This is a genomic window from Ktedonobacter sp. SOSP1-85 (assembly GCF_016587415.1).
Lineage (GTDB): Bacteria > Chloroflexota > Ktedonobacteria > Ktedonobacterales > Ktedonobacteraceae > Ktedonobacter.
The window spans coordinates 1,937,718-1,956,660 of record NZ_BNJI01000002.1 but is presented as its reverse complement, the minus strand read 5'-3'; the positions used below and the strand labels follow the sequence as shown (position 1 = coordinate 1,956,660).

The window sequence follows — 18,943 nt, the reverse complement described above, 5'->3', positions numbered from 1 at the left end:
ACGATGAAGTGGCTCACTGAGGATGGGGTTATTACCTGCAAACACGAGTTAGGAGTCGTCTCTCTCGCGACGACCCAGGACCTGGTGACCATCGAGCGGCGAAAGGTGCTGGTGGAGAACGATCCGGAAGGCAGGTTGATCACGGGCTGCCCGAATATTGGCGCGACGATCAAACCTTGTACTCGCACCCTCAACGTAGAGGTCGGCTACTCCGATTTTCTGCGCATTCATGGTCAGCGCATCTGCCTGGATACGGTAACCGGCCTGACCGACGGGACGCCACCGGGCGTGGTCAAATATACGGTGCGCGACCCCGGCCAACAACTCGTGACGGAGGTACTATGAGCACGCCACGCTATCGCGCCTGGAAATTCGTCCATCCCGACCTGGACACGTCGGAGGGGCCCGCGGGCCTCGGTCTCACTCCACGGGGAGGTATTGCCATGGTGGACGATCGTGATTCAGTACGCCAGGCAATCTTACTCTTGCTGTCCACTGTCCCAGGCGAGAGAATCATGCGCCCTGAGTATGGTTGTCATCTGCATCGCCTGGTGTTCTCTCCCAATGATGAGACGACTGCCGGTTTAGCCATTCACTATGTGCGGCAGGCGCTCGATCGGTGGGAGCCGCGCATTGAAGTGCTGCGGCTAGATGCGCAGCGTGACGCAGTGAATCCAGAACAACTCACGATCAGCCTTGAATACCGTGTACGGGCCACCCAGCAGACCGATATCACGACGTTTTCCTTTAACCTTGCGGGAGGGAGACGCTAATGCCACTTCCCTCGCCCAACCTGGACGATCGTGACTTCCGGCAGCTTATGGAGGAAGCGCGTCGTCGTATCATGCAATCGTCTCCGGAGTGGACAGACCTTTCGCCGGGCGATCCCGGAATGGTGCTGCTGGAACTGTTCGCGCACCTCACCGAGACGATGATCTACCGCTTAAACCGTGTGCCAGAGAAGATGTATATCGAGTTCTTGCGGTTGATCGGCCTGCGCCTGCAACCCCCGGCGGCGGCCAGCGTGAGCCTGTTATTTAGCCGGGCACGAGCCGAGGATCAACCGATCCAGATCCCCCGGGGAACGCGGGTGGCGCTCAGTCGCTCGGGGAGTTCAAGCGACGCGCTTATCTTTACGACGGCGGAGAACGCGACTATCCCTGCTGGTAGAACGCAGGTAGAAGTATTGGCACACCACTGCGATCTGGTGGAGGGTGAGCTTGCCGGAACGGGTACCGGTTTGCCCAATCTGGTTATCAGGGTACAGCGGTCACCACTCGTAGCGAGAACGGGAGACGATTTGGACCTGGTCGTCGGCGTTGAAGCGGGGCCAGGCGAACTGGGCGAACGTATCCCGGCAATCGAATATCAAGGCAAGACCTATCGTGTATGGCGCGAGGTTGATAGCTTTACCAACATTGGAGATGACCCGTATGTTTACCTTGCCGATAGGATGTCGGGAATGATCATGTTCGCCCCAGCGGCGCGGCTTGAGCAGCGGGGGGGTGCGCTGGAAGATGTTGCACATGCACTATCGGCTATTCCGGGTGCTGGGCGAGAGATACGGGTCTGGTACCGGCGTGGGGGTGGGCCAGAGGGAAATGTTGAGGCCAACACCCTGATCAAACTGAAGGACCCGATCATCGGCGTCCAGGTCACAAACCCCGGTCCGGCAGTGGGAGGACGCGCGGCAGAAACGCTGGAGAATGCGTTGGTGCGCGGGCCACAGCAATTGCACTCATTGCAACGGGCGGTAACTGCCCGCGATTTCGAACTGGTCGCGCTCTACAATTCACGGGTAGTGGCACGGGCGAAAGCGCTGACGCGGGCCGCGTTATGGGCATATGCCACACCTGGAACCGTAGAGGTGTTGCTGGTTCCCTTTCTCCCCGAAGAGAAGCGGGATGGAGGACAGGTGACGGTGTCCGTGCTCCAGGACCACCAGACCACGGAAGCCCGCGTACATGTCCAGCAGGCACTAGACGAGCGACGTCCGCTCGGGACGACCTGCCTGGTAAATTGGGCCCATTATAAGGAGGTACGTGTGAAGGCGAGGATTGTGGTCAGGCGGGAAGAAGATCCTCAGGCGGTCAGGCAGCGGGTCATTGAACGCCTGCACCAGACAATTAATCCACTGCCGACACCATTCAGTTCAACTGGGTGGCCCTTTGGGCAGGCCCTGCGCGCATCCCATGTCTACGATGTGGCATTAGCAGAGCCAGGGGTGCGCTGGGTGGATCAAGTACGGCTCGTGGTGGATGAGGTCCCCGAGAGTAATGTAACAACACTTGTCGCCGATAGCACACAGCCGCGAACCTGGTATGTCGGGAGCGGGAGCACGCTGTTCCGCTCGCTAAACGATGGTGGAGGCTGGGAGCCGGCTGGCCGCTTCGAAGGAGAGGAAATCACCGTTGTGCAGGTTCATGCGCGTCAAGCGGGGCTTGTCGCCGTTGCCACGCGCCTGCCCAACGATAAGGGATCGCGCCTGCACATTTCGCGAGACTGCGCAGAAACATGGGAAACTACCATCTACTCGCTGGCGTTCCTGATCCAGGACCTGGCCTGGACATTACGGGGCGGCGCGCCGGTTCTGCTGCTGGCGACAAACGTCGGGTTGTATGAACTCACCATGCAGCCGGGCAGTAGCCCTGTGCAGGTGCTCGTGGACCAGGCGAATCAGGGGCTAGGCTTTTACGCGGTAACAACCAGTATGGACGCGCGGGGGAGCACAAACGTCGCTGTGGCGGCGCAGAATACTGGTGGGGTCTATCTTTCCAGCAGTGGGGGCGCGACTAACACCTTTCGGCATACCGGGCTGCGTGGCGAGGATATCCGGGAATTAGTGATAGAGCACGATGGTCCCCGCTCATTTATCTGGGCGGGCGCGGCGGTCTCCGGCGGAGATGACCCCGGCAAGGGATGCTTTACCTGGGAGTTGCGCGGCTCAGAGGACCCACCAGAAGGATGGCAAAGGTTCGGAAAAAACTGGACTGGGGGGACGTGTCGCTCAATCACTTTTATCGGCACGAAGGTTCTGGCGGGCTCTCATCGCGCGGGTGTGCTGCAACTAGACCTCCGTGGACGTGATGCCGCCTGGCGGGTATCCGACGTGGGCTGTGGCCTGCCCCTGAGAGACCCGGGCCGCTTCCACCCGGTCCTCGCGCTTGGAGCGAACCCTGAAACCGGGTTGGTACTGGCGGGCGGAGCAAAGGGGATTTTCCGCAGCGAGGATGGTGGGGGAGCCTACTCTTCATCCTCGAACAAAGAATTCCCCGACAAAGTGACGTTGCCAGCAACCTGGTTGTTCGTCTCGGGCGAACACGATATAGCGGTAGTAGGTGAAGATGAAGCGGACTGATATTGAGCGTCTGCTCCCCGAGGTTTTTCAGCGGGCCATAGAGGAAGGCTCACCCTTGCTCGCTCTGCTCGAAGTGATGGAAGCCCTGCCAGCTCCAGACGAGGCAGTGCTGGACCAGCTTGATGCGTTCTTTGATCCTTATCGCGCTCCCGATGCGTTCGTGCCTTTCCTGGCGAGCTGTGTCGATCTAGAACGTTTTTTACAGGGTGTTCCCGCAACATCCTCGACGCAGACTGCTCCTTCCTGGCCCAGTGGAATGGGGCGGCTACGCGAACTGATAGCTGCCTCACCGTTCCTGGCACAATGGCGAGGGACGGCAAAGGGACTGCTACGCTTCCTGGAAACGGCAACTGGCGTACAAGGCTTCACAATAGAGGAGCAGGTGCCAGGACCTGATGGCCTGCCCCGACCATTCCACCTCCGCGTTCGGGCCCCACACGAAGCGGCGTCATACCGCGCCATGATCGAGCAGATCATCGAGTCGGAAAAGCCTGCCTATGTTACCTATGAACTTGAAATGGTGGAGAATCCAGAAGGCAGACCACCTTCCTCTTAGAAAGGGGTACATTCGTATGCGCAGCCCCAAAGTCTTTCTCGCCCTATTGTTCGTGATAGGTGTCCTCTTCGTCGTCGGTCTCAACCTTGGGGCCATACACTCCGACGATCAGGCATTCCAGCCTCCTGGGTGGGTGACGGGACTGGGTAGAACTCTCGTCATTCAGCAGCCGTTAAAGGTTGGTGATCTGAGGCCTGCACCCGCGAGTTGCCTTCAGAGAGATACGCTTGTCGTGCCCCTGGGCAGCATCTGCACATTTGGCATTGGAGAGTTCCCCTTCACGCTGCGCCTGGTCTCACTACAACTCATACAAGGGGCGTCGGCGACGGTAACGCTCACTCAGGAAGAGACGCTACCCGTGCAAAAGACCCTGATGGGAGTAGGGACCACAACGGATACCAATTTCAAAGTTTACCCGGGCAAAGCGCATGGGGCACTCAGTATCACGTGCCTTCGTATGGAGGGGGCGCCTGCGTGTCTCCTCGCACTCAAATAAGTTGAGCAGGATCCCCAGGAGGATAAAACCATGTCAAGCTCATTTGCGATCACCGCGGCGACCAGCAGCGTACCTCTGGATAGCAGTCGCCAGGTGCAGACCTCGTTTACCGTTTCTAACACAACGACACGAGTCATTAGCGGTCGCGCCCGCGTGGTCGCCCTCTCATCGGCTGCCAGTTCCTGGTTGACGCTGCTGGGAGAATCTGAGCGCGAATTCGCCAGTACCGGAAGCCAGCAATATACCGTGCAAATTACCGTTCCACCAGGCGCCCCAACTGGCGACTACACCTTCCGACTGGATATGGTGGACCTGGCCAATCCCGATGATGACACTAGCGAGGGGCCAACGGTCAAATTTACGGTGCCCGCCGCGGCGCCTGTGAAAAAGCCCTTCCCCTGGTGGATCGTGGCCGCCGCGCTGGGGGCGCTGATTTTGCTAGGTGGCGCAGCCTATGGACTCAGTCAGATCACCCGGAAAGCTCCTGCACCCATCGCCATGCAACCCACCGTTACCCCCACTGTCGTGGCTGGGCAATGGAAGGGCGCTGCTCCTATGCCAACCGCACGTGAGGGATTGGTGGTGGTACGGGGGTCCGACGGGCGGCTCTATGCCATCGGTGGCCATGGCACCAATCCCAATGGCAGCTATTACCTTACCCGCGTGGAGATCTACGACGCCGCGAAGAATACCTGGACTACCGGTACGCAGATGCCCACCCACCGAGGGTATCTAGCAGCGGTACTGGGGCCCGATGGCCTTATTTATGCTATTGGCGGCACCAATCGTGTCGCAGACTCCGGCAATAACCAGCTCAGTACAGTGGATACCTACGATCCCTTGACAGATACCTGGACAACTCTTGCCTCCACTCTGCCCACCCCTCGTTCCAACCTTACTGCTACTGTGGGAGCTGACGGGCGCATCTACGTAATAGGCGGTAAATTAGATAGTGGCGAGCTAAACGTGGTGGAGGCGTATAATGTCAGGACACAGACCTGGACAACCCTCGCGCCTATGCCAACCGCACGCTATGGGCTCGCGTCGGCGCTTGGCCCTGATGGGCGGATCTACGTCATGGGGGGAATAAACGCAAGCGGCATCCTCAAGACGGTAGAAGCATATGACCCCAAAACGAACACCTGGACACCCCTTGCACCTATGCCAACCGCACGCACGGGATTGACAGCGGTGGTTGGCCCCGATGGGCGAATTTACGCCATTGGGGGCCGAAACACAAGTGGCCCTCTCAAAACGGTGGAGGCATATGATCCCAGAACGAATGCCTGGACAAACATCGCACCTATGTCAACCGCACGGGATGGTCTTGGAGGCGCGCTTGGACAGGATGGGAGGATCTATGCTATAGGCGGCTCTGCCGGGAGCTCAGTCAATACAGTCGAGGTCTACAATAACCAGCCAGTGGCGATGCATAGTATGCAGGTAGGAGAAATTTACCCGCATACCGAAGCGACGATACCACAAACCGGGCAAGAAAGAAAACGCATCATCAGGGGAAAGGATTCCTCTCGTCCCTGAGAGGCTTTCCTGCTTCGCTGAGTCCCGCCTGCTTTGTTTTTCACTGCTTGTTTGTTCGCTGCTTAGCGGCCCTCTCGAATGGGCACATCAGCTCCATCACGAAGATATACTGGAATCCGCTCTAGGGGGGCCTCTGCCGTGATATAGTGGCCGCCCTCAAACGTCTCGCCACTCCAGGCATCGGTCCAGGTAGTCCCCGCGGGCAGGTAGACGCCGCGACTGCGCGCGCCTTCCGTCAAGATTGGGGCCACCAGCAGGTCGGGGCCAAAGAGGAACTGGTCATCTACACGCGTGCACTCCTCATCCTCAGGGAAATCGAAGAAGAGGGGCCGCATGGGGGGTGTGCCCTTCTCGTGCGCTACCTTCATCTGAGCTTCGACATACGGGCGCAGGCGCTCGCGCAAGAACAAGAGCTCCTTAATGATCGCGTATGCCTCCGGGCCAAACGACCACGCCTCGTTCTCGGCGCCGGTATCGATCATGGCGTCAATGTTGCGCTCGGGATTACGGTAGCCATGCAGGCGCAGCATCGGGCAGAAGGTACTGTACTGGAACCAGCGAATCAGCAGTTCGCGGAAAGAAGGCGAGTCGATATCGCCACCATAGAAGCCGCCGATGTCGGTTGTCCACCAGGGAATACCGCTCAAGGCCATATTCAGGCCCGCGCGCACCTGAATCTGCAAATCCTCAAAGGTGCTATCAATATCACCTGACCAGACAGCCGCCCCGTACCGCTGACTCCCCGCCCAGGCCGAGCGGCAGAGATTGAGGATAGGCTCATCGCTCTCCCGGTGCTGATGATCATAGAACCCCTTGGCGTGCAGCATCGGATAGGCGTTCGCCACTGCACTGCCATTGCCCAGGTGGAAACGAACGTTATCCGCATCCAGCGGATGCATCTCCGGCTCGCAAGCATCCAGCCACCAGGTTTTGATACCGTACTGATAGTAGTGCTCGCGTACTTGCTCCCAGACAAACGCGCGTGCCTCGGGATTGGTGGCGTCATAGTATTGCACAAAGGCCGGGCCCTCCGGACGGTTATCCTGAAAGATCATCATAGCGGGGATACCACGCTCCGTGCGCATCAACAGGCCACGCGCCTGCATCTCCGCGAAGTTCTCACTCATAGGGTTGACTGTCGGCCAGACGGAAACCATCAATTCGACGCCCATTGCTCTGAGCTCGTCAACCATCGCCTGGGGATCGGGCCAGGCTTGCGGATCAAAGCGCCAGTCACCTTGCAAGGTCCAGTTAAAGAAGTCAATAACAATAACCGAAAGAGGCAGGCCGCGCTTCTTATACTCGCGGGCGACCTGGAGCAATTCATCCTGCGTGCGATAGCGTAATTTACACTGCCAGAAACCAGAGGCCCATGTGGGGAACTCAGGCGCGTGGCCGGTCGCATCGGCATAGTGCTCCATGATCGAGGCGGGCGTATCGCCCGTCGTGATCCAGTAATCAAGCTGAGCGGTCGCCTCGGCGATCCAGCGCGTCGCGGTTTTGCCAAGCTCCACGCGCCCGATGGCCGGGTTGTGCCATAGCAGGCCATAGCCCCGGCTTGAGAACAGGAAGGGAATCGCCACTTCAGTATTGCGCTGGGCCAGTTCGACTACCGCCCCCTTCTGATCGAGCAACCCGTGCTGGTGCTGCCCCAGACCGTAGAGCCTCTCGCCTTCATACGCCTTGAAACGCGCCTCCAGATGATAGAGATCGCTGTGAAGCGCTTTAAAATGGCGAGGTGGAATGCGGGTCGAATGCTTAAGAGGGGTTTCCGCCAGCAGTTCCTCTCCGCTCTCCGTCTTGGAGAAGCGAACATGCCCCTGCGGAGAAACGCTCGCGGTAAGCGCGCCATTGCTGATCCTGGCCCCCTGCGCGTCAATCGTGATCTGCACTTCCGTTGGTTCCGGCGACAAAAGGACGCTCAACAGGTCGTCACGAACTGCAGCATTAGGCGTCGAACGGACGCGCAGGCTGTCGCGCCCCCACGGCTCTATGCGCAGTTGCTCGTGATTCCGTTCCCACAGTAGTGCATTTGCATATCGTTGAAAACCTTGCATGATAATCCTTCTTTCTTGGTCCGAAGTTCTGAGACATCCCCACTCACCAGTTCCTAGCCCTTCAACGCACCAGACGAGAGGCCGGACGTGATATAGCGCTGGAAGACAATCAGCAGGATCGCGGCTGGTATCGCTCCGAGGGTCGCGACCGCCATCAGGTTATTCCACTGGGAGTTAAACTGCCCCAGGTAGCCATAGATGCTCAGGGAAATGGGCTGAATATCATTCACCGTCATAATAGTGAGGCCGTAGAGGAAGTCGCCCCACGCGAAGAGGAAGGCGAAGAGCCCCGCCGTCACAATACCCGGCAACGCGAGCGGCAGTATGATTCTGAGGAACGCGCCCCACTCACCCGTGCCATCGATAAACGCCGCCTCGACCAGTTCATAGGGAAGCGATTGCATATACGCGGCCAGAATAATTACATCAAAGGGGACAGCATACGTGCTATCTGCCAGAATCAAGCCCAGGTAGCTATTCAACAAGTTCAGCTTGTTAAAGATCAGAAACATCGGCGTCGCCAGGGTGACCGCCGGGATCATCTGCGCCAGCAAGAGCGCGAAAATCAACACGTTCGAGAAGCGCAGGCGGAAATGCGCCAGGGCATAGGCAGCGGGAATCGCGATGGCGAGCGAGATCACCACCGCCCCCAGCGCGACAATCAGGCTGGTAAGCAGGTGCGGGAACTGATCGGCGAACGTCGCCGTATACGCTTCAAACGTGATCTGGGTCGGGATCAGCGAGACGGGTATCTTGAAGATATCCTGGTTTGTTTCCAGCGAATTGACAATCATCCAATACACGGGAAAGAGCATTATCACGGTAATGATCAGCCCCAGGATGAGGAAGAGAAGCGGGCGCAGCGAAACGCTCCTTTTGCGCTTGACAGATTGAGCCTGCATTGCGAAATCTCCTTTGTCTATGCTCAGGCATCCTGCTGACGGTTGGCGCGTACATAGAACAGCGCCACTACCAGTGAAATGACTAGAATAACATTCCCTAACGCCGATCCCTGCCCGAAGAGCTGCTGCGCGAAGGAGAGGTTATACGACCAGGTCGCGAAAATCTGCGTCGTGTTCGCCGGGCCGCCACCGGTCATTACATACACAATGTCGAATACTTTCAGCGTGTAGATGAGGCCAAGCATCAAGACAACGCCGATCACCGGTCTAAGCAACGGAAGGGTAACATACCAGAAACGCTGCCACTGGGTCGCACTGTCAATTGACGCCGCCTCGTAGAGCTCGCCCGGAATGCCTTGCAGGCCACTGTATAGCAGCACCATATTAAAGGGGATGCCAATCCAGATGTTGGTCACGATAATTGTTGCCAGGGCGTATCCAGGAGTGGTCAGCCAGCCAAAGTGCGCGGGGATGAGATGCAGGCCCGCCAACGTCTGGTCAATAATGCCGTTCGTCTGATCAAAGAGCCAGCGCCAGACCGTTCCCGACACGACCAGAGGCAACAGCCAGGGCAGGAGCATCAACGAGCGCAGAAAACGGCTCAGCGGGAACTTTTTGGTGAAAAACACCGCCAGCGCCAGGCCGATCACAAACTGAGGCACGATCGACCCCACCGTGAAGATGAGCGTGTGAAGCGCCGCACCGCCGGTCGTCGCGTCCTGAAGCACGGCGATATAGTTACTCAGGCCAATGAAGGGCGCGTTGCCCGTGTATTCAGTCTGAAGGGTGTATTTCTCCAGGCTCACACTGATACTATAATAGAGCGGATAACCAAAGAAGATGAGCAAGTAGATAATCACTGGCACCAGGAATGAGAAGCGAACCAGGCGCGAACGACTGCTTCTGCGCGCTATCGATTTCGGCACATTCCCTCTGACCACCGATTGCTGCTCCTGAATATGCGTAGCCACGATAAGCCTCCCTGAATACACACACCAGAACTCTCCGCCTCACTGGCCCACGTTAGAAAGCGTGGGCCAGCCAAGCGAGAGGAGAGTTCCCACATTAGCCCTTTACAATCGCGTCGATCTTCTGTTGCGCCTGGGTCAGCGCAGACTGTGGAGAGAGGCTGCCAGAGAGAGCGGATTGCTCGGCAGTCCAGATCTGCTGCGAGATGTTGGGATACTTCTCGCCGACTTTGGCGGTGCGAGCCTGGGCGTTGTTCAACTCATCGGCGAAGACCTGCAACTCGGTATTCTGCTTCAGAAGATCCTGGGCAGCAGCCTTCAAAGGGGGAATGTAGCCCTGTACCTGGTCGTAGTCCGTGATCTGCTTTGGCTGCTCCAGCCAGTTCAGGAAATCCCAGGCAGCTTTCTGATGCGTGTCGTCGGTCTGCGGAATGGTCCAGATCTCTCCGCCCAGCGGGGAGACTGTCTTTTTCCCAGCGGACGGGGCTGGCAGAGCAACAACGCCGTAATCCACCTTGGCTTGCTTCAACAGGCTCAGGTCCCAGGGGCCATTCTCCATCATAGCCGCGTGCCCCTCTTCAAACTGTGTCAGGACATCGGCCTGGCCCCAGTTCAGCGAGGCCTTGGAGAGGGAGCCGTCTTTCAGCATATCCGTAAGGAACTGCAATGCTCCGACGCCTGCAGGGCCATCGACCTTGTCGAGATCACCACCATTCGACCACAGGTACGGCTCAAACTGCCAGGAACCTTCTTCGGTAGCAGGTGCCGAGAGAGCGAAGCCGTAGGTATTGCCCTTGGTCAACGCCTTCGCGTCAGCCTGCAGCTCAGCCCAGGTCGTGGGAGGCTTGAGACCGGCGTCATTGAACATCTTCTTGTTGTAGTAGAGCGCGAGATCGTTGTTCCCCGTTGACACAGCATAGGTCTTGCCCTGGTACTGCATCGTGGAGAGCGAGCCTCCGTAGAATTTGGAGGAGGCGAGATCGCCCGTCAGATAGGAGTCGAGCTGTGTGAGCGCCCCGGTTGATGCGAACGTCGGCAGGTTCGGATTATCCATAACCAGGATGTCCGGTAGTGTATGCGACGCGACCTGCTGGGATACTTTGGTGGTGAATGAGCCAATCGGCACCGCGGTTCGTTTGATCGTCACGTCCGGGTGCTCCTGCTCGTATTGCTTGATGAGTTTATTGATTTCAGTGTTTGCTGGCTCTGTTCCCAGGTAGTCCATCTCGGTAAGCTCAATCTTCCCGTTAGAGCTTTGAGCGGACCCACCACAGGCGCTCAACAGTAGTCCCAGAGCGAGAAATATGAGGCAACTCATTGAGATCAGGCTGAAAAAGCGCTTAGAGGTGCGCTTTTGGGATGTTATATATGCTTGACCCGCCACTTTAAACGGCTGTGGATTCATTGTATATCCTCCTTTGGATTGACCATCACACCCGACACGAGAGTAAAAGCCCACCTTCTGCCCCCTCCCCTGTGGAACAACACGAACATACTCTCCAGTGAATGGAGATGCGTTCCCGCTCCACAGGGATCTCCAGTCATGTTTCCCTCTCGATCTGGAATCAGCTTTGTCCCTTTTATCGAAGCGCTTCGATAGAGAAAGTATAAGTTCAAGAACAGGAACTGTCAAGAGTGATATCTGTCAATATTGATGTCTTAGCGATGAGGGCCTGAACTAGAACGTATGGTGAGAGGCGGAGTCAGCAAGACTTGTCTCGCAGCGGTCTCGATCCCATTCAACTTATCCACCAGAATTTGCGCTCCTAGTCGTCCCATCTCCTCAAAAGGGAAATCGACCGAAGTAAGGGCGGGCATCGTCATCTGCGCCAGGTGCGGTGAGAAAATCGCGACTAAGGAAACATCTTCAGGAATGCGCAAGCCCTTGTCAGTAAGAGCGCGGATAATACCACCGCTCGGCCAGGGCGTCATGAGAATGAAAGCACTGATGGCTGGATGGTCATTCAGCAGGTTCGTTGTTGCCTCATACCCCGCCTGATCATTTGCCTCGCAGCAGCAATCTATGCCCTGTAACCCATGCTTCTGCATCTCGCGATAAAAAGCGTCCCTGGAGCGCACGACATAGCCAATGCCCCGCTCCAAAAGCTCTGCCGACTGGTTAATGAGCACGATATGCCGATGCCCCTCCTCTACCAGGTAACGAACGCTTGTCTCCAACGCATAATCAAAATCCAGGTCCACAAAACTCATATCGGCATTTTCCGCGTAGCGGCCAATCATCACGAAGGGCACATGCTGCTTCTGGAGCAACTCAACACGTGGATCATGCAGGGCAACTTCCATGAGAATCGCTCCATCGATAAAGCCCTGGTGGGTCATGTCCATTACCTTCTCATCATCGGTCAGGGGGGACGTCCACAGCAGGAGAGCATATCCGTGATCGGTAGCCGAGGCCGCGATACTGGTAATAAACTCGGATTGGGGACCTAACTTGGAGCTCCAGGCGGGATAGAGCAAGGCGATGATACGCGTACGCTTGGTCACCAGCGCGCGCGCCAGCGAGTTCGGCTGATACCCCAACTCTTCCATCGCCTGGTAGACCTTTTGCTTCACCGCATCGGAAATGGGTCTCTTCCCACTCAGCGTATACGAGACGGTGCTTAAGGTAACGCCCGCGCGCTTGGCGATATCCGACATCTTGGGCGAGTTTTTCATATTGTTCGATGACTTATTCACAACTTTTTCGACAATCAGGCCAGAGCAAAGCCTCTCCCTCCTACGTGAGCATACGATGTGGCAAGACATATTTGCCATCAATGTATAGCTCTGTTATTCACCTGCATATTGCGCTAAAAATGCCACCCCTGTCAAGAGTGGCAGTGTACACGAGAGTTTCTTCAGAGGCGAAACACGCTCCAGAGCTTACCATCTGGCAGACGGGCGACGTTGCAGTTCGCCTGGTGAGACACCTCGGATCTTTTTAAAGACTTTCAGGAAATAGTGATAATCATGAAAACCGACTTGCGCTCCTACTTCCTTGATTGGTTTACCCATCACCAGTAATTCCGCCGCGATGTCGATGCGCAGGTGTTGTAGCTTCTGATGAATGCTCCTGCCAAAGTGCTGCCGGAAGACACGATCCAGGTGTCCATAACTATATCCTAACTCCTCCGCGATCAATTCACTATTCACATCCTGCTCGATATGCTCTCTGAGGTAATCCATGACGCGATAGGCCAGTCGCTTCGGCCTATCCTGTTCACTCCCTGTGTAATCCTGCATGGCGCTCAGTTGTGCGAGGATCGCGGCAACCTGCACGTTTATCTGCGCGGGGGACAACACGGCAAAGTCCACAGCGCGCTTGAGAAAGCGATACAGGTTAAGATATGAGATATCGGGTGGTATGCGTCCCAAGACAGGCAAGCTCAACGTTTGAGACGCGTAGCCTCCCTCTCTCGTTAGAAAGTGGAAATAGATTACATCGAAGCTTGTCCCGCTCTGTATCCCATAATGCCGCACATATGGCGGCAGAAGATAATAGCTATTCGCGCATACGTTCACTCGGTCCCCACCCACCTGTAAACTCGTCGCACCTCTTGTGAGCATACCAAGCACCCAGAAATCCAGCACACGGTCAGCGTGCAGTGTTTCCTCCTGCACAAAACCCATACTCAGAACTTCTGGTTGCCCATCTAATTGATAAATCGAGCCGGACATGTTGAAATTTTCCACCTTTGCGTTGAGAATCTACATTGCGCCTCGTGCCTACGTCCTTTATCCTATCATGTATATACCAGACACGGAACTATAGAGGAGGTCCTTCAATGTTTGAAACTCACCATTCGCTCCCCTGGAACGCAGTCACGCTTCAGCCAGGATCACTCAAGAAAAGGGCAGAGCTTAATCGCGCCTATATGCTCAGCCTCAAGAGTTCTCATCTGTTGCAGAACCATTATGGTGAAGCTGGACTCTGGAACCCGCCCCAGCAACCAACAGATTGCCACGGGGGATGGGAATCGCCAACCAGCCAATTGCGCGGGCATTTCCTCGGACACTGGCTCTCGGCTGCGGCACGCCTGTTCGCATCGACGGGCGATACAGAGATCAAAGGGAAGGCTGACTTTATCGTGGCCGAGTTGGCGCGTTGTCAGCAAGAAATGGGAGGCGAGTGGATCGGCTCTATTCCAGAAAAGTATCTCGACTGGATCGCGCGTGGCAAGCGTGTCTGGGCACCTCAGTATACTCTGCACAAGACCTTGATGGGCCTGTACGATATGTACGAAATTGCTCAGAATGAGCAAGCACTTGACATCCTCATCCACTGGGCAAACTGGTTTCATCGCTGGACAGGGCAGTTCTCACGCGAGCAGATGGACGATATTCTCGACGTCGAAACCGGCGGCATGCTTGAAGTATGGGCAAACCTCTACGGTGTCACCAACAAACAGGAACACCTGGATCTCATACGGCGCTATGATCGCCGCCGCCTCTTTGATCGCCTGCTTGCTGGGGAAGATGTGCTGACATATATGCACGCGAATACCACTATCCCCGAAGTGCATGGCGCAGCGCGTGCCTGGGAGGTAACCGGCGAACAGCGCTGGCGCGACATTGTTGAAGCATACTGGCGCCTCGCGGTTACGGATCGCGGCTATTTCTGCACTGGTGGTCAGACAAGCGATGAGATGTGGTGTCCACCGCATCAACTTGGCGGGCAACTCGGACCCGAAAACCAGGAACACTGTACTGTCTATAACTTGATGCGCCTGGCGAACTATCTCTTCCGCTGGACCGGCGATGTCGTCTACGCGGACTACTACGAGCGCAATTTCTATAATGGTATCCTCGCGCAGCAGAACGCGCAGACAGGCATGATCGCGTACTACCTGCCTCTGGAGACGGGAGGAACCAAAGTATGGGGAACTCCGACGAATGATTTCTGGTGCTGTCACGGAACCCTTGTGCAGGCACAGGCAAGCCATACGCGCGACATCTATTTCACGAATGATGAAGGGCTGGTTGTCAGCCAGTACATCCCTTCCCACGTGCAATGGCATCACGATGGATCCGAAGTTAGCGTAACTCTGGAGAGCAAGGCCCACGACGTCTACGCGCTGAAGGCTTCGCGTGAGCAGCCGCGCCAGACATCACATCCCGAGTATACGCTTAGCGTCAACTGCGAGCAGCCCACAGAGTATACACTTACGCTGCGCTTGCCCTGGTGGCTCGCGGACGAACCAACGATCACGATCAATGGCGAGCGCCAACGGGTTCCTCACACTCCATCCAGCTACTATCGCATTCGCCGAACCTGGCATAACGATAAGCTTACCATCCTGCTCCCGAAAGCCTTGCAAATCGTCCCCCTGCCAGGTGCATCTGACATGATGGCCTTTATGGATGGTCCCATAGTTTTAGCCGGACTATGCGATGACGCGTCTATGCTCTATGGAAGTAAAGATCAGCCCGAAACGCTCCTGGCTCCTTATCATGAACGCCAGTATGCCGCCTGGCAGCCTGATAGCTATGAGACGCGCAACCAGCCGCACACCACACGCTTCCTCCCTCTGTGCGACATTCGCGACGAGCGTTATACTGTCTACTTCCCTGTTACTGAATAGTTTTAAAGGAGATGCAGGAGGGTCTTGCTTCTGCATCTCCTTTAAGGCTGCGCCATTATGCATAAATCAGCATAAACCATAACTCAATTGTACAAGCTTCCGCCTGGCTGTGCATCATATAATGTAGTACTCATTCTAAATAGGATACTATAGGCAGAGACTGATTCAGACTATTTTTTGCTAGAGAGGGACTCCATCGTATGTTTGAAGCACGACGAAAAGCATTTATGGATCGCATGGGCGGGGGCGTGGCAATCCTCCGTAGCTGCCCACAATTTCGGCGCAGTGGCGATTCCCTGGAATTTACCTATCGCCAGGACAACAACTTCTACTATTTGACGGGCTTCGAGGAACCAGAAGCGATCTGCGTCCTGGCCCCGGAGCATCCAGAGCATCACTTTATCCTCTTCGTCGCGCCACGCGACCCCTTCGCTGAATCCTGGACGGGACGGCGCGCCGGTCCAGAGGGCGCGATGAGCCAGTATGGCGCTGATATTGCTTACCCACTTGAGCAGTTCGCGGAGAAACTACCTGAATATCTCAAAGGCTGTCAAACCCTCTACTATAGCAGCGGCAAGGCCCAATCCTTCGATGATCAATTGCTAGAACTGCTCGCGCGCCACCGCCGCGTCTTCATCCCACGTCAGATCGCCGATCCCCTATTTATTCTGAGTGAAATGCGCGTACGCAAATCGCCGGAAGAAATCGAGCTGATTCGTGAAGCCTCTCGCATTAGCGCCAAAGCGTATAGCGAGGTGCTCAAAGCCCTCAAACCGGGTATGTACGAGTACGAGGTCCAGGCGATTCTGTCATATGTCTACCAACAGCACGGTTCGCCTCGCAACGGCTACGCGCCTATTGTTGGCTCCGGTGCCAACGCGACCATTATGCATTACGATAAGAACAACCGTCAGATGCAAGATGGTGAACTGGTTCTTATTGACTCGGCCTGCGAATATCAGTACTATAGCTCCGACATCACTCGCACCTATCCCATCAACGGACGCTTCACACCTGCCCAACGCACGCTTTACGGGTTGGTACTCAAAGCCCTTGAGACCGCAACAGCGATGGTCAAGCCAGGTATTACGCTTACCGATATCCATGACCATACTGTCGAGGTCCTGACAACAGGGATGGTGGAGCATGGCATTCTCAAAGGCGATGTGAAGCAGCTTATCGCGGATAAAGCCTATCAGCCTTTCTATGGCTACTTCACCAGCCACTGGATGGGGCTTGATGTTCATGATCTCGGCCCATACAAGCGCCTGGGACAATGGGACGAAGATCCAAAGCTCGAACCTGGCATGGTCTTTACCATTGAGCCGGGGATCTATATCCCCGAAGGCACCAAAGACGTGAACCCCGAGTTCTGGAACATCGGTATTCGCATCGAGGACGATATCCTTGTAACAGAGCAGGGCTACGAGAACCTCACCAGCGACGCACCCAAGACGTTCGCAGAAATCGAAGCCATTATCGCAAACAAATAGAGGGTTTCCTATGAACGAGTTACATTCTACGGTCTCTCAACAGGAGTCGGCCCCCTTTCACACAACTCATCCGCACATGCCTGTGGTCCTGGATACGCTCTTTAGTATACGCAACGTCATCAGCGCGGTTATTGCGCCTGATGGAAAGCGCGCCGCGTTTGTGGTTCGCGAATGGGTGCCAGATCAGCCCAGACAGCGGGGACGTGTCTGGTGTGTAAACACAGCAGGTGGCGACCCCTATCCCCTAAGCACAGGGGTGCTCGATGATTCTGCCCCCTCCTGGTCACCTGACAGCCAGCAGCTTGCCTTCATCTCTAAAAGTGGGCATGAGGACGAGGCCCTGCTCCGCATTGTCCCCGCACAAGGTGGAGAAAGCCGGACCATTTGCGCCATGCCTAACGGCATCAGTGAGGCCAACTGGTCGCCTGATGGTAGCCGCATCGCCTTCCTCTCGCATGATGGTCCCAAGCCAGGCGATGATCCTATCATATTGCGCCCTGGCGAGGAGCGTTATCGCCGCCTCTGGACGGTGCGGCCTGCGTATGGCACTCCCGAGTCTATCACACCCAATGGCGTCTCTATCTGGCAATATGCCTGGTCACCTGATAGCAGCCAGTTCGCGGTCTATTTCGCCACTGGCCCCGAATACTCTGATTGGTACTGGGGGCAGGTCGGTATCGTCGCGGCTAGCGGCGGAGCAGTTCGCCAGCTCAGCCAGCTTGATCGCCAGGCATGCTCCCTCGCCTGGTCGCTTGACGGCAATACGATCGCATATGTATCGGGCAACTGGAGTGATCCCGACCGCAACGGCGGCGACATCTATGCCATCTCGCTCACGAATGGCCAGACACGCAATCTCACACCGGAACTTGATTGGAGTCCCACCTGGTGTAGCTGGCTCCCTGACGGGCGACACTTGATCTGCGCGGGCTTCGAAGGCCTCTCCTGTCAGATAGGCTTGCTTGATAGCACAACTGGCAAGATGACTCCCCTGAGCAGCAATTTCGCTCTGGGAGACCGTCACTGGCCCCACCTGTCAATGACGGCAGACCGGCGCTATGTCGTCGCTACGCACAGCGAGAAGCATCCCTACGATGTCTGGTTTGGCGAACTACACTATGAAGACGCTAGCGTGAGGGATCTTACCTGGAAGCGCCTCACGCGTATGAACCCGCAGCAGGAAGAGACGCTGACGCTGGCGAAGACTGAGCGCATTCGCTATGAGAGCGTTGATGGCTGGCACATTGACGCTCTCGTGACATGGCCGCTCCACCATGAAGGCAGCACTCCCCCACCCCTGATCTTACATGTCCACGGCGGTCCCTCAGGGGCGTGGCTGGACGACGGCGACTACCATTCGCAATACCTGGCGGCGGCTGGCTTTGCCGTTCTGCGTCCAAATGTGCGCGGCAGTATGGGTCATGGAGTCGCCTTCGCTGACGCTGTACTGGGTGATATGGGTGGAAAGGATTTTCAGGATGCTCTGCGCGGCGTCGATTATCTCGTCGAGCGCAACCTGGTTGATGGAGAGCGCGTTGGTATTATGGGCTGGAGCTATGGCGGCTTCCTCTCTGCCTGGGCCGTCACCCAGACCAACCGTTTCAAAGCCGCGATCATGGGAGCTGGCATCAGCGACTTCCATAGCTATCATGCTCAGTCTAACGAGCAGGGCTGGGATATGCGCTTCCTCGGGCAAAACGGCCATCCTATCGATCCGCTCACTCATCCCGAAGCCTATCGCGAGCGCTCGCCAATCACCTACGCCCGCCGCGTAACCACACCAACAATGGTCGTTCACGGCGAGAAGGATCTCTGTGTACCCGTCAGCCAGGCTTACGGCTTCTATCGCGCACTGCAAGAGAACGGCGTTGACGCCGTGCTGGCGGTCTACCCACGTGAAGGGCATGGCCTGGGCGAATTGAAACACCAGCGCGACTACCAGCAACGTGTGCTTGCCTGGTTCAAACAACACTTGCTCAAACAGTCTTAGTG

At 56.5% G+C, this 18,943-nt stretch carries 15 protein-coding genes; 9 read left to right on the top strand and 6 right to left on the bottom strand.

Annotated features, from left to right (window positions below; genetic code table 11):
- The first annotated feature begins 3 nt into the window (after positions 1 to 3).
- From KTE_RS36825 to KTE_RS36800, 6 genes are read left to right on the top strand one after another with little or no spacing between them, the layout of a single operon-like run.
- Complete coding sequence (locus tag KTE_RS36825) at positions 4 to 345, top strand: hypothetical protein (RefSeq protein ID WP_201390611.1); 342 nt, start codon at positions 4 to 6, stop codon at positions 343 to 345.
- Positions 342 to 773: a GPW/gp25 family protein gene (locus KTE_RS36820; RefSeq protein ID WP_201390608.1), complete on the top strand. Its 432-nt coding sequence runs from the start codon at positions 342 to 344 to the stop codon at positions 771 to 773. The genes KTE_RS36825 and KTE_RS36820 overlap by 4 nt, the downstream gene beginning before the upstream one ends.
- Positions 773 to 3,358, top strand: a complete 2,586-nt coding sequence (locus KTE_RS36815; protein WP_201390607.1) for a baseplate J/gp47 family protein — start codon at positions 773 to 775, stop codon at positions 3,356 to 3,358. Before KTE_RS36820 ends, KTE_RS36815 begins: the two co-directional genes overlap by 1 nt.
- A complete protein-coding gene (locus tag KTE_RS36810) occupies positions 3,345 to 3,914 on the top strand; it encodes a phage tail protein (protein WP_201390606.1) in 570 nt (189 codons plus the stop codon). The genes KTE_RS36815 and KTE_RS36810 overlap by 14 nt, the downstream gene beginning before the upstream one ends.
- 16 nt (positions 3,915 to 3,930) lie before the next feature.
- Positions 3,931 to 4,410: a hypothetical protein gene (locus KTE_RS36805; protein ID WP_201390604.1), complete on the top strand. Its 480-nt coding sequence runs from the start codon at positions 3,931 to 3,933 to the stop codon at positions 4,408 to 4,410.
- A gap of 30 nt (positions 4,411 to 4,440) precedes the next feature.
- Positions 4,441 to 5,949, top strand: coding sequence for a kelch repeat-containing protein (locus KTE_RS36800; protein ID WP_201390602.1), 1,509 nt, complete (start codon positions 4,441 to 4,443; stop codon positions 5,947 to 5,949).
- 62 nt (positions 5,950 to 6,011) lie between these two features.
- Here KTE_RS36800 and KTE_RS36795 read toward each other — a convergent pair whose 3' ends face one another.
- From KTE_RS36795 to KTE_RS36770, 6 genes are all read right to left on the bottom strand, one after another.
- Positions 6,012 to 8,006, bottom strand: a complete 1,995-nt coding sequence (locus KTE_RS36795; RefSeq protein WP_201390600.1) for a TIM-barrel domain-containing protein — start codon at positions 8,004 to 8,006, stop codon at positions 6,012 to 6,014.
- A 53-nt stretch (positions 8,007 to 8,059) separates the two neighbouring features.
- Positions 8,060 to 8,908 (bottom strand): carbohydrate ABC transporter permease, encoded by an 849-nt coding sequence (locus tag KTE_RS36790; protein ID WP_201374738.1) that lies wholly within the window; start codon positions 8,906 to 8,908, stop codon positions 8,060 to 8,062.
- Between the two features lie 23 nt (positions 8,909 to 8,931).
- Entirely contained in the window at positions 8,932 to 9,879 is a 948-nt protein-coding gene (locus KTE_RS36785; RefSeq protein ID WP_201390598.1) for a carbohydrate ABC transporter permease, read from the bottom strand.
- Between the two features lie 94 nt (positions 9,880 to 9,973).
- Entirely contained in the window at positions 9,974 to 11,281 is a 1,308-nt protein-coding gene (locus tag KTE_RS36780) for an ABC transporter substrate-binding protein (protein WP_201390596.1), read from the bottom strand.
- A 254-nt stretch (positions 11,282 to 11,535) separates the two neighbouring features.
- Positions 11,536 to 12,552 (bottom strand): LacI family DNA-binding transcriptional regulator, encoded by a 1,017-nt coding sequence (locus tag KTE_RS36775; RefSeq protein ID WP_201374741.1) that lies wholly within the window; start codon positions 12,550 to 12,552, stop codon positions 11,536 to 11,538.
- 207 nt (positions 12,553 to 12,759) lie between these two features.
- Positions 12,760 to 13,554 (bottom strand): AraC family transcriptional regulator, encoded by a 795-nt coding sequence (locus KTE_RS36770; RefSeq protein WP_201390594.1) that lies wholly within the window; start codon positions 13,552 to 13,554, stop codon positions 12,760 to 12,762.
- A 107-nt stretch (positions 13,555 to 13,661) separates the two neighbouring features.
- Here KTE_RS36770 and KTE_RS36765 point away from each other — a divergent pair, with 107 nt between their 5' ends.
- From KTE_RS36765 to KTE_RS36755, 3 genes are all read left to right on the top strand, one after another.
- Positions 13,662 to 15,458 (top strand): beta-L-arabinofuranosidase domain-containing protein, encoded by a 1,797-nt coding sequence (locus tag KTE_RS36765; protein WP_201390592.1) that lies wholly within the window; start codon positions 13,662 to 13,664, stop codon positions 15,456 to 15,458.
- 200 nt (positions 15,459 to 15,658) lie between these two features.
- A complete protein-coding gene (locus KTE_RS36760) occupies positions 15,659 to 16,951 on the top strand; it encodes an aminopeptidase P N-terminal domain-containing protein (RefSeq protein WP_201390590.1) in 1,293 nt (430 codons plus the stop codon).
- 10 nt (positions 16,952 to 16,961) lie between these two features.
- Positions 16,962 to 18,941 carry a S9 family peptidase gene (locus tag KTE_RS36755; RefSeq protein WP_201390588.1) on the top strand — a complete coding sequence of 660 codons (1,980 nt, stop codon included), beginning with the start codon at positions 16,962 to 16,964 and terminating at the stop codon, positions 18,939 to 18,941.
- The last annotated feature ends 2 nt before the right edge of the window (positions 18,942 to 18,943 follow it).

Excerpts from the sequence above, each read along its gene's own strand:
- KTE_RS36825 (WP_201390611.1), top strand. The coding sequence starts at position 4 with ATGAAGTGGCTCACTGAGGATGGGGTTATTACCTGCAAACACGAGTTA.
- KTE_RS36820 (WP_201390608.1), top strand. The coding sequence starts at position 342 with ATGAGCACGCCACGCTATCGCGCCTGGAAATTCGTCCATCCCGACCTG.
- KTE_RS36815 (WP_201390607.1), top strand. The coding sequence starts at position 773 with ATGCCACTTCCCTCGCCCAACCTGGACGATCGTGACTTCCGGCAGCTT.
- KTE_RS36810 (WP_201390606.1), top strand. The coding sequence starts at position 3,345 with ATGAAGCGGACTGATATTGAGCGTCTGCTCCCCGAGGTTTTTCAGCGG.
- KTE_RS36805 (WP_201390604.1), top strand. The coding sequence starts at position 3,931 with ATGCGCAGCCCCAAAGTCTTTCTCGCCCTATTGTTCGTGATAGGTGTC.
- KTE_RS36800 (WP_201390602.1), top strand. The coding sequence starts at position 4,441 with ATGTCAAGCTCATTTGCGATCACCGCGGCGACCAGCAGCGTACCTCTG.
- KTE_RS36795 (WP_201390600.1), bottom strand. The coding sequence starts at position 8,006 with ATGCAAGGTTTTCAACGATATGCAAATGCACTACTGTGGGAACGGAAT.
- KTE_RS36790 (WP_201374738.1), bottom strand. The coding sequence starts at position 8,908 with ATGCAGGCTCAATCTGTCAAGCGCAAAAGGAGCGTTTCGCTGCGCCCG.
- KTE_RS36780 (WP_201390596.1), bottom strand. The coding sequence starts at position 11,281 with ATGAATCCACAGCCGTTTAAAGTGGCGGGTCAAGCATATATAACATCC.
- KTE_RS36775 (WP_201374741.1), bottom strand. The coding sequence starts at position 12,552 with ATGAAAAACTCGCCCAAGATGTCGGATATCGCCAAGCGCGCGGGCGTT.
- KTE_RS36770 (WP_201390594.1), bottom strand. The coding sequence starts at position 13,554 with ATGTCCGGCTCGATTTATCAATTAGATGGGCAACCAGAAGTTCTGAGT.
- KTE_RS36765 (WP_201390592.1), top strand. The coding sequence starts at position 13,662 with ATGTTTGAAACTCACCATTCGCTCCCCTGGAACGCAGTCACGCTTCAG.
- KTE_RS36760 (WP_201390590.1), top strand. The coding sequence starts at position 15,659 with ATGTTTGAAGCACGACGAAAAGCATTTATGGATCGCATGGGCGGGGGC.
- KTE_RS36755 (WP_201390588.1), top strand. The coding sequence starts at position 16,962 with ATGAACGAGTTACATTCTACGGTCTCTCAACAGGAGTCGGCCCCCTTT.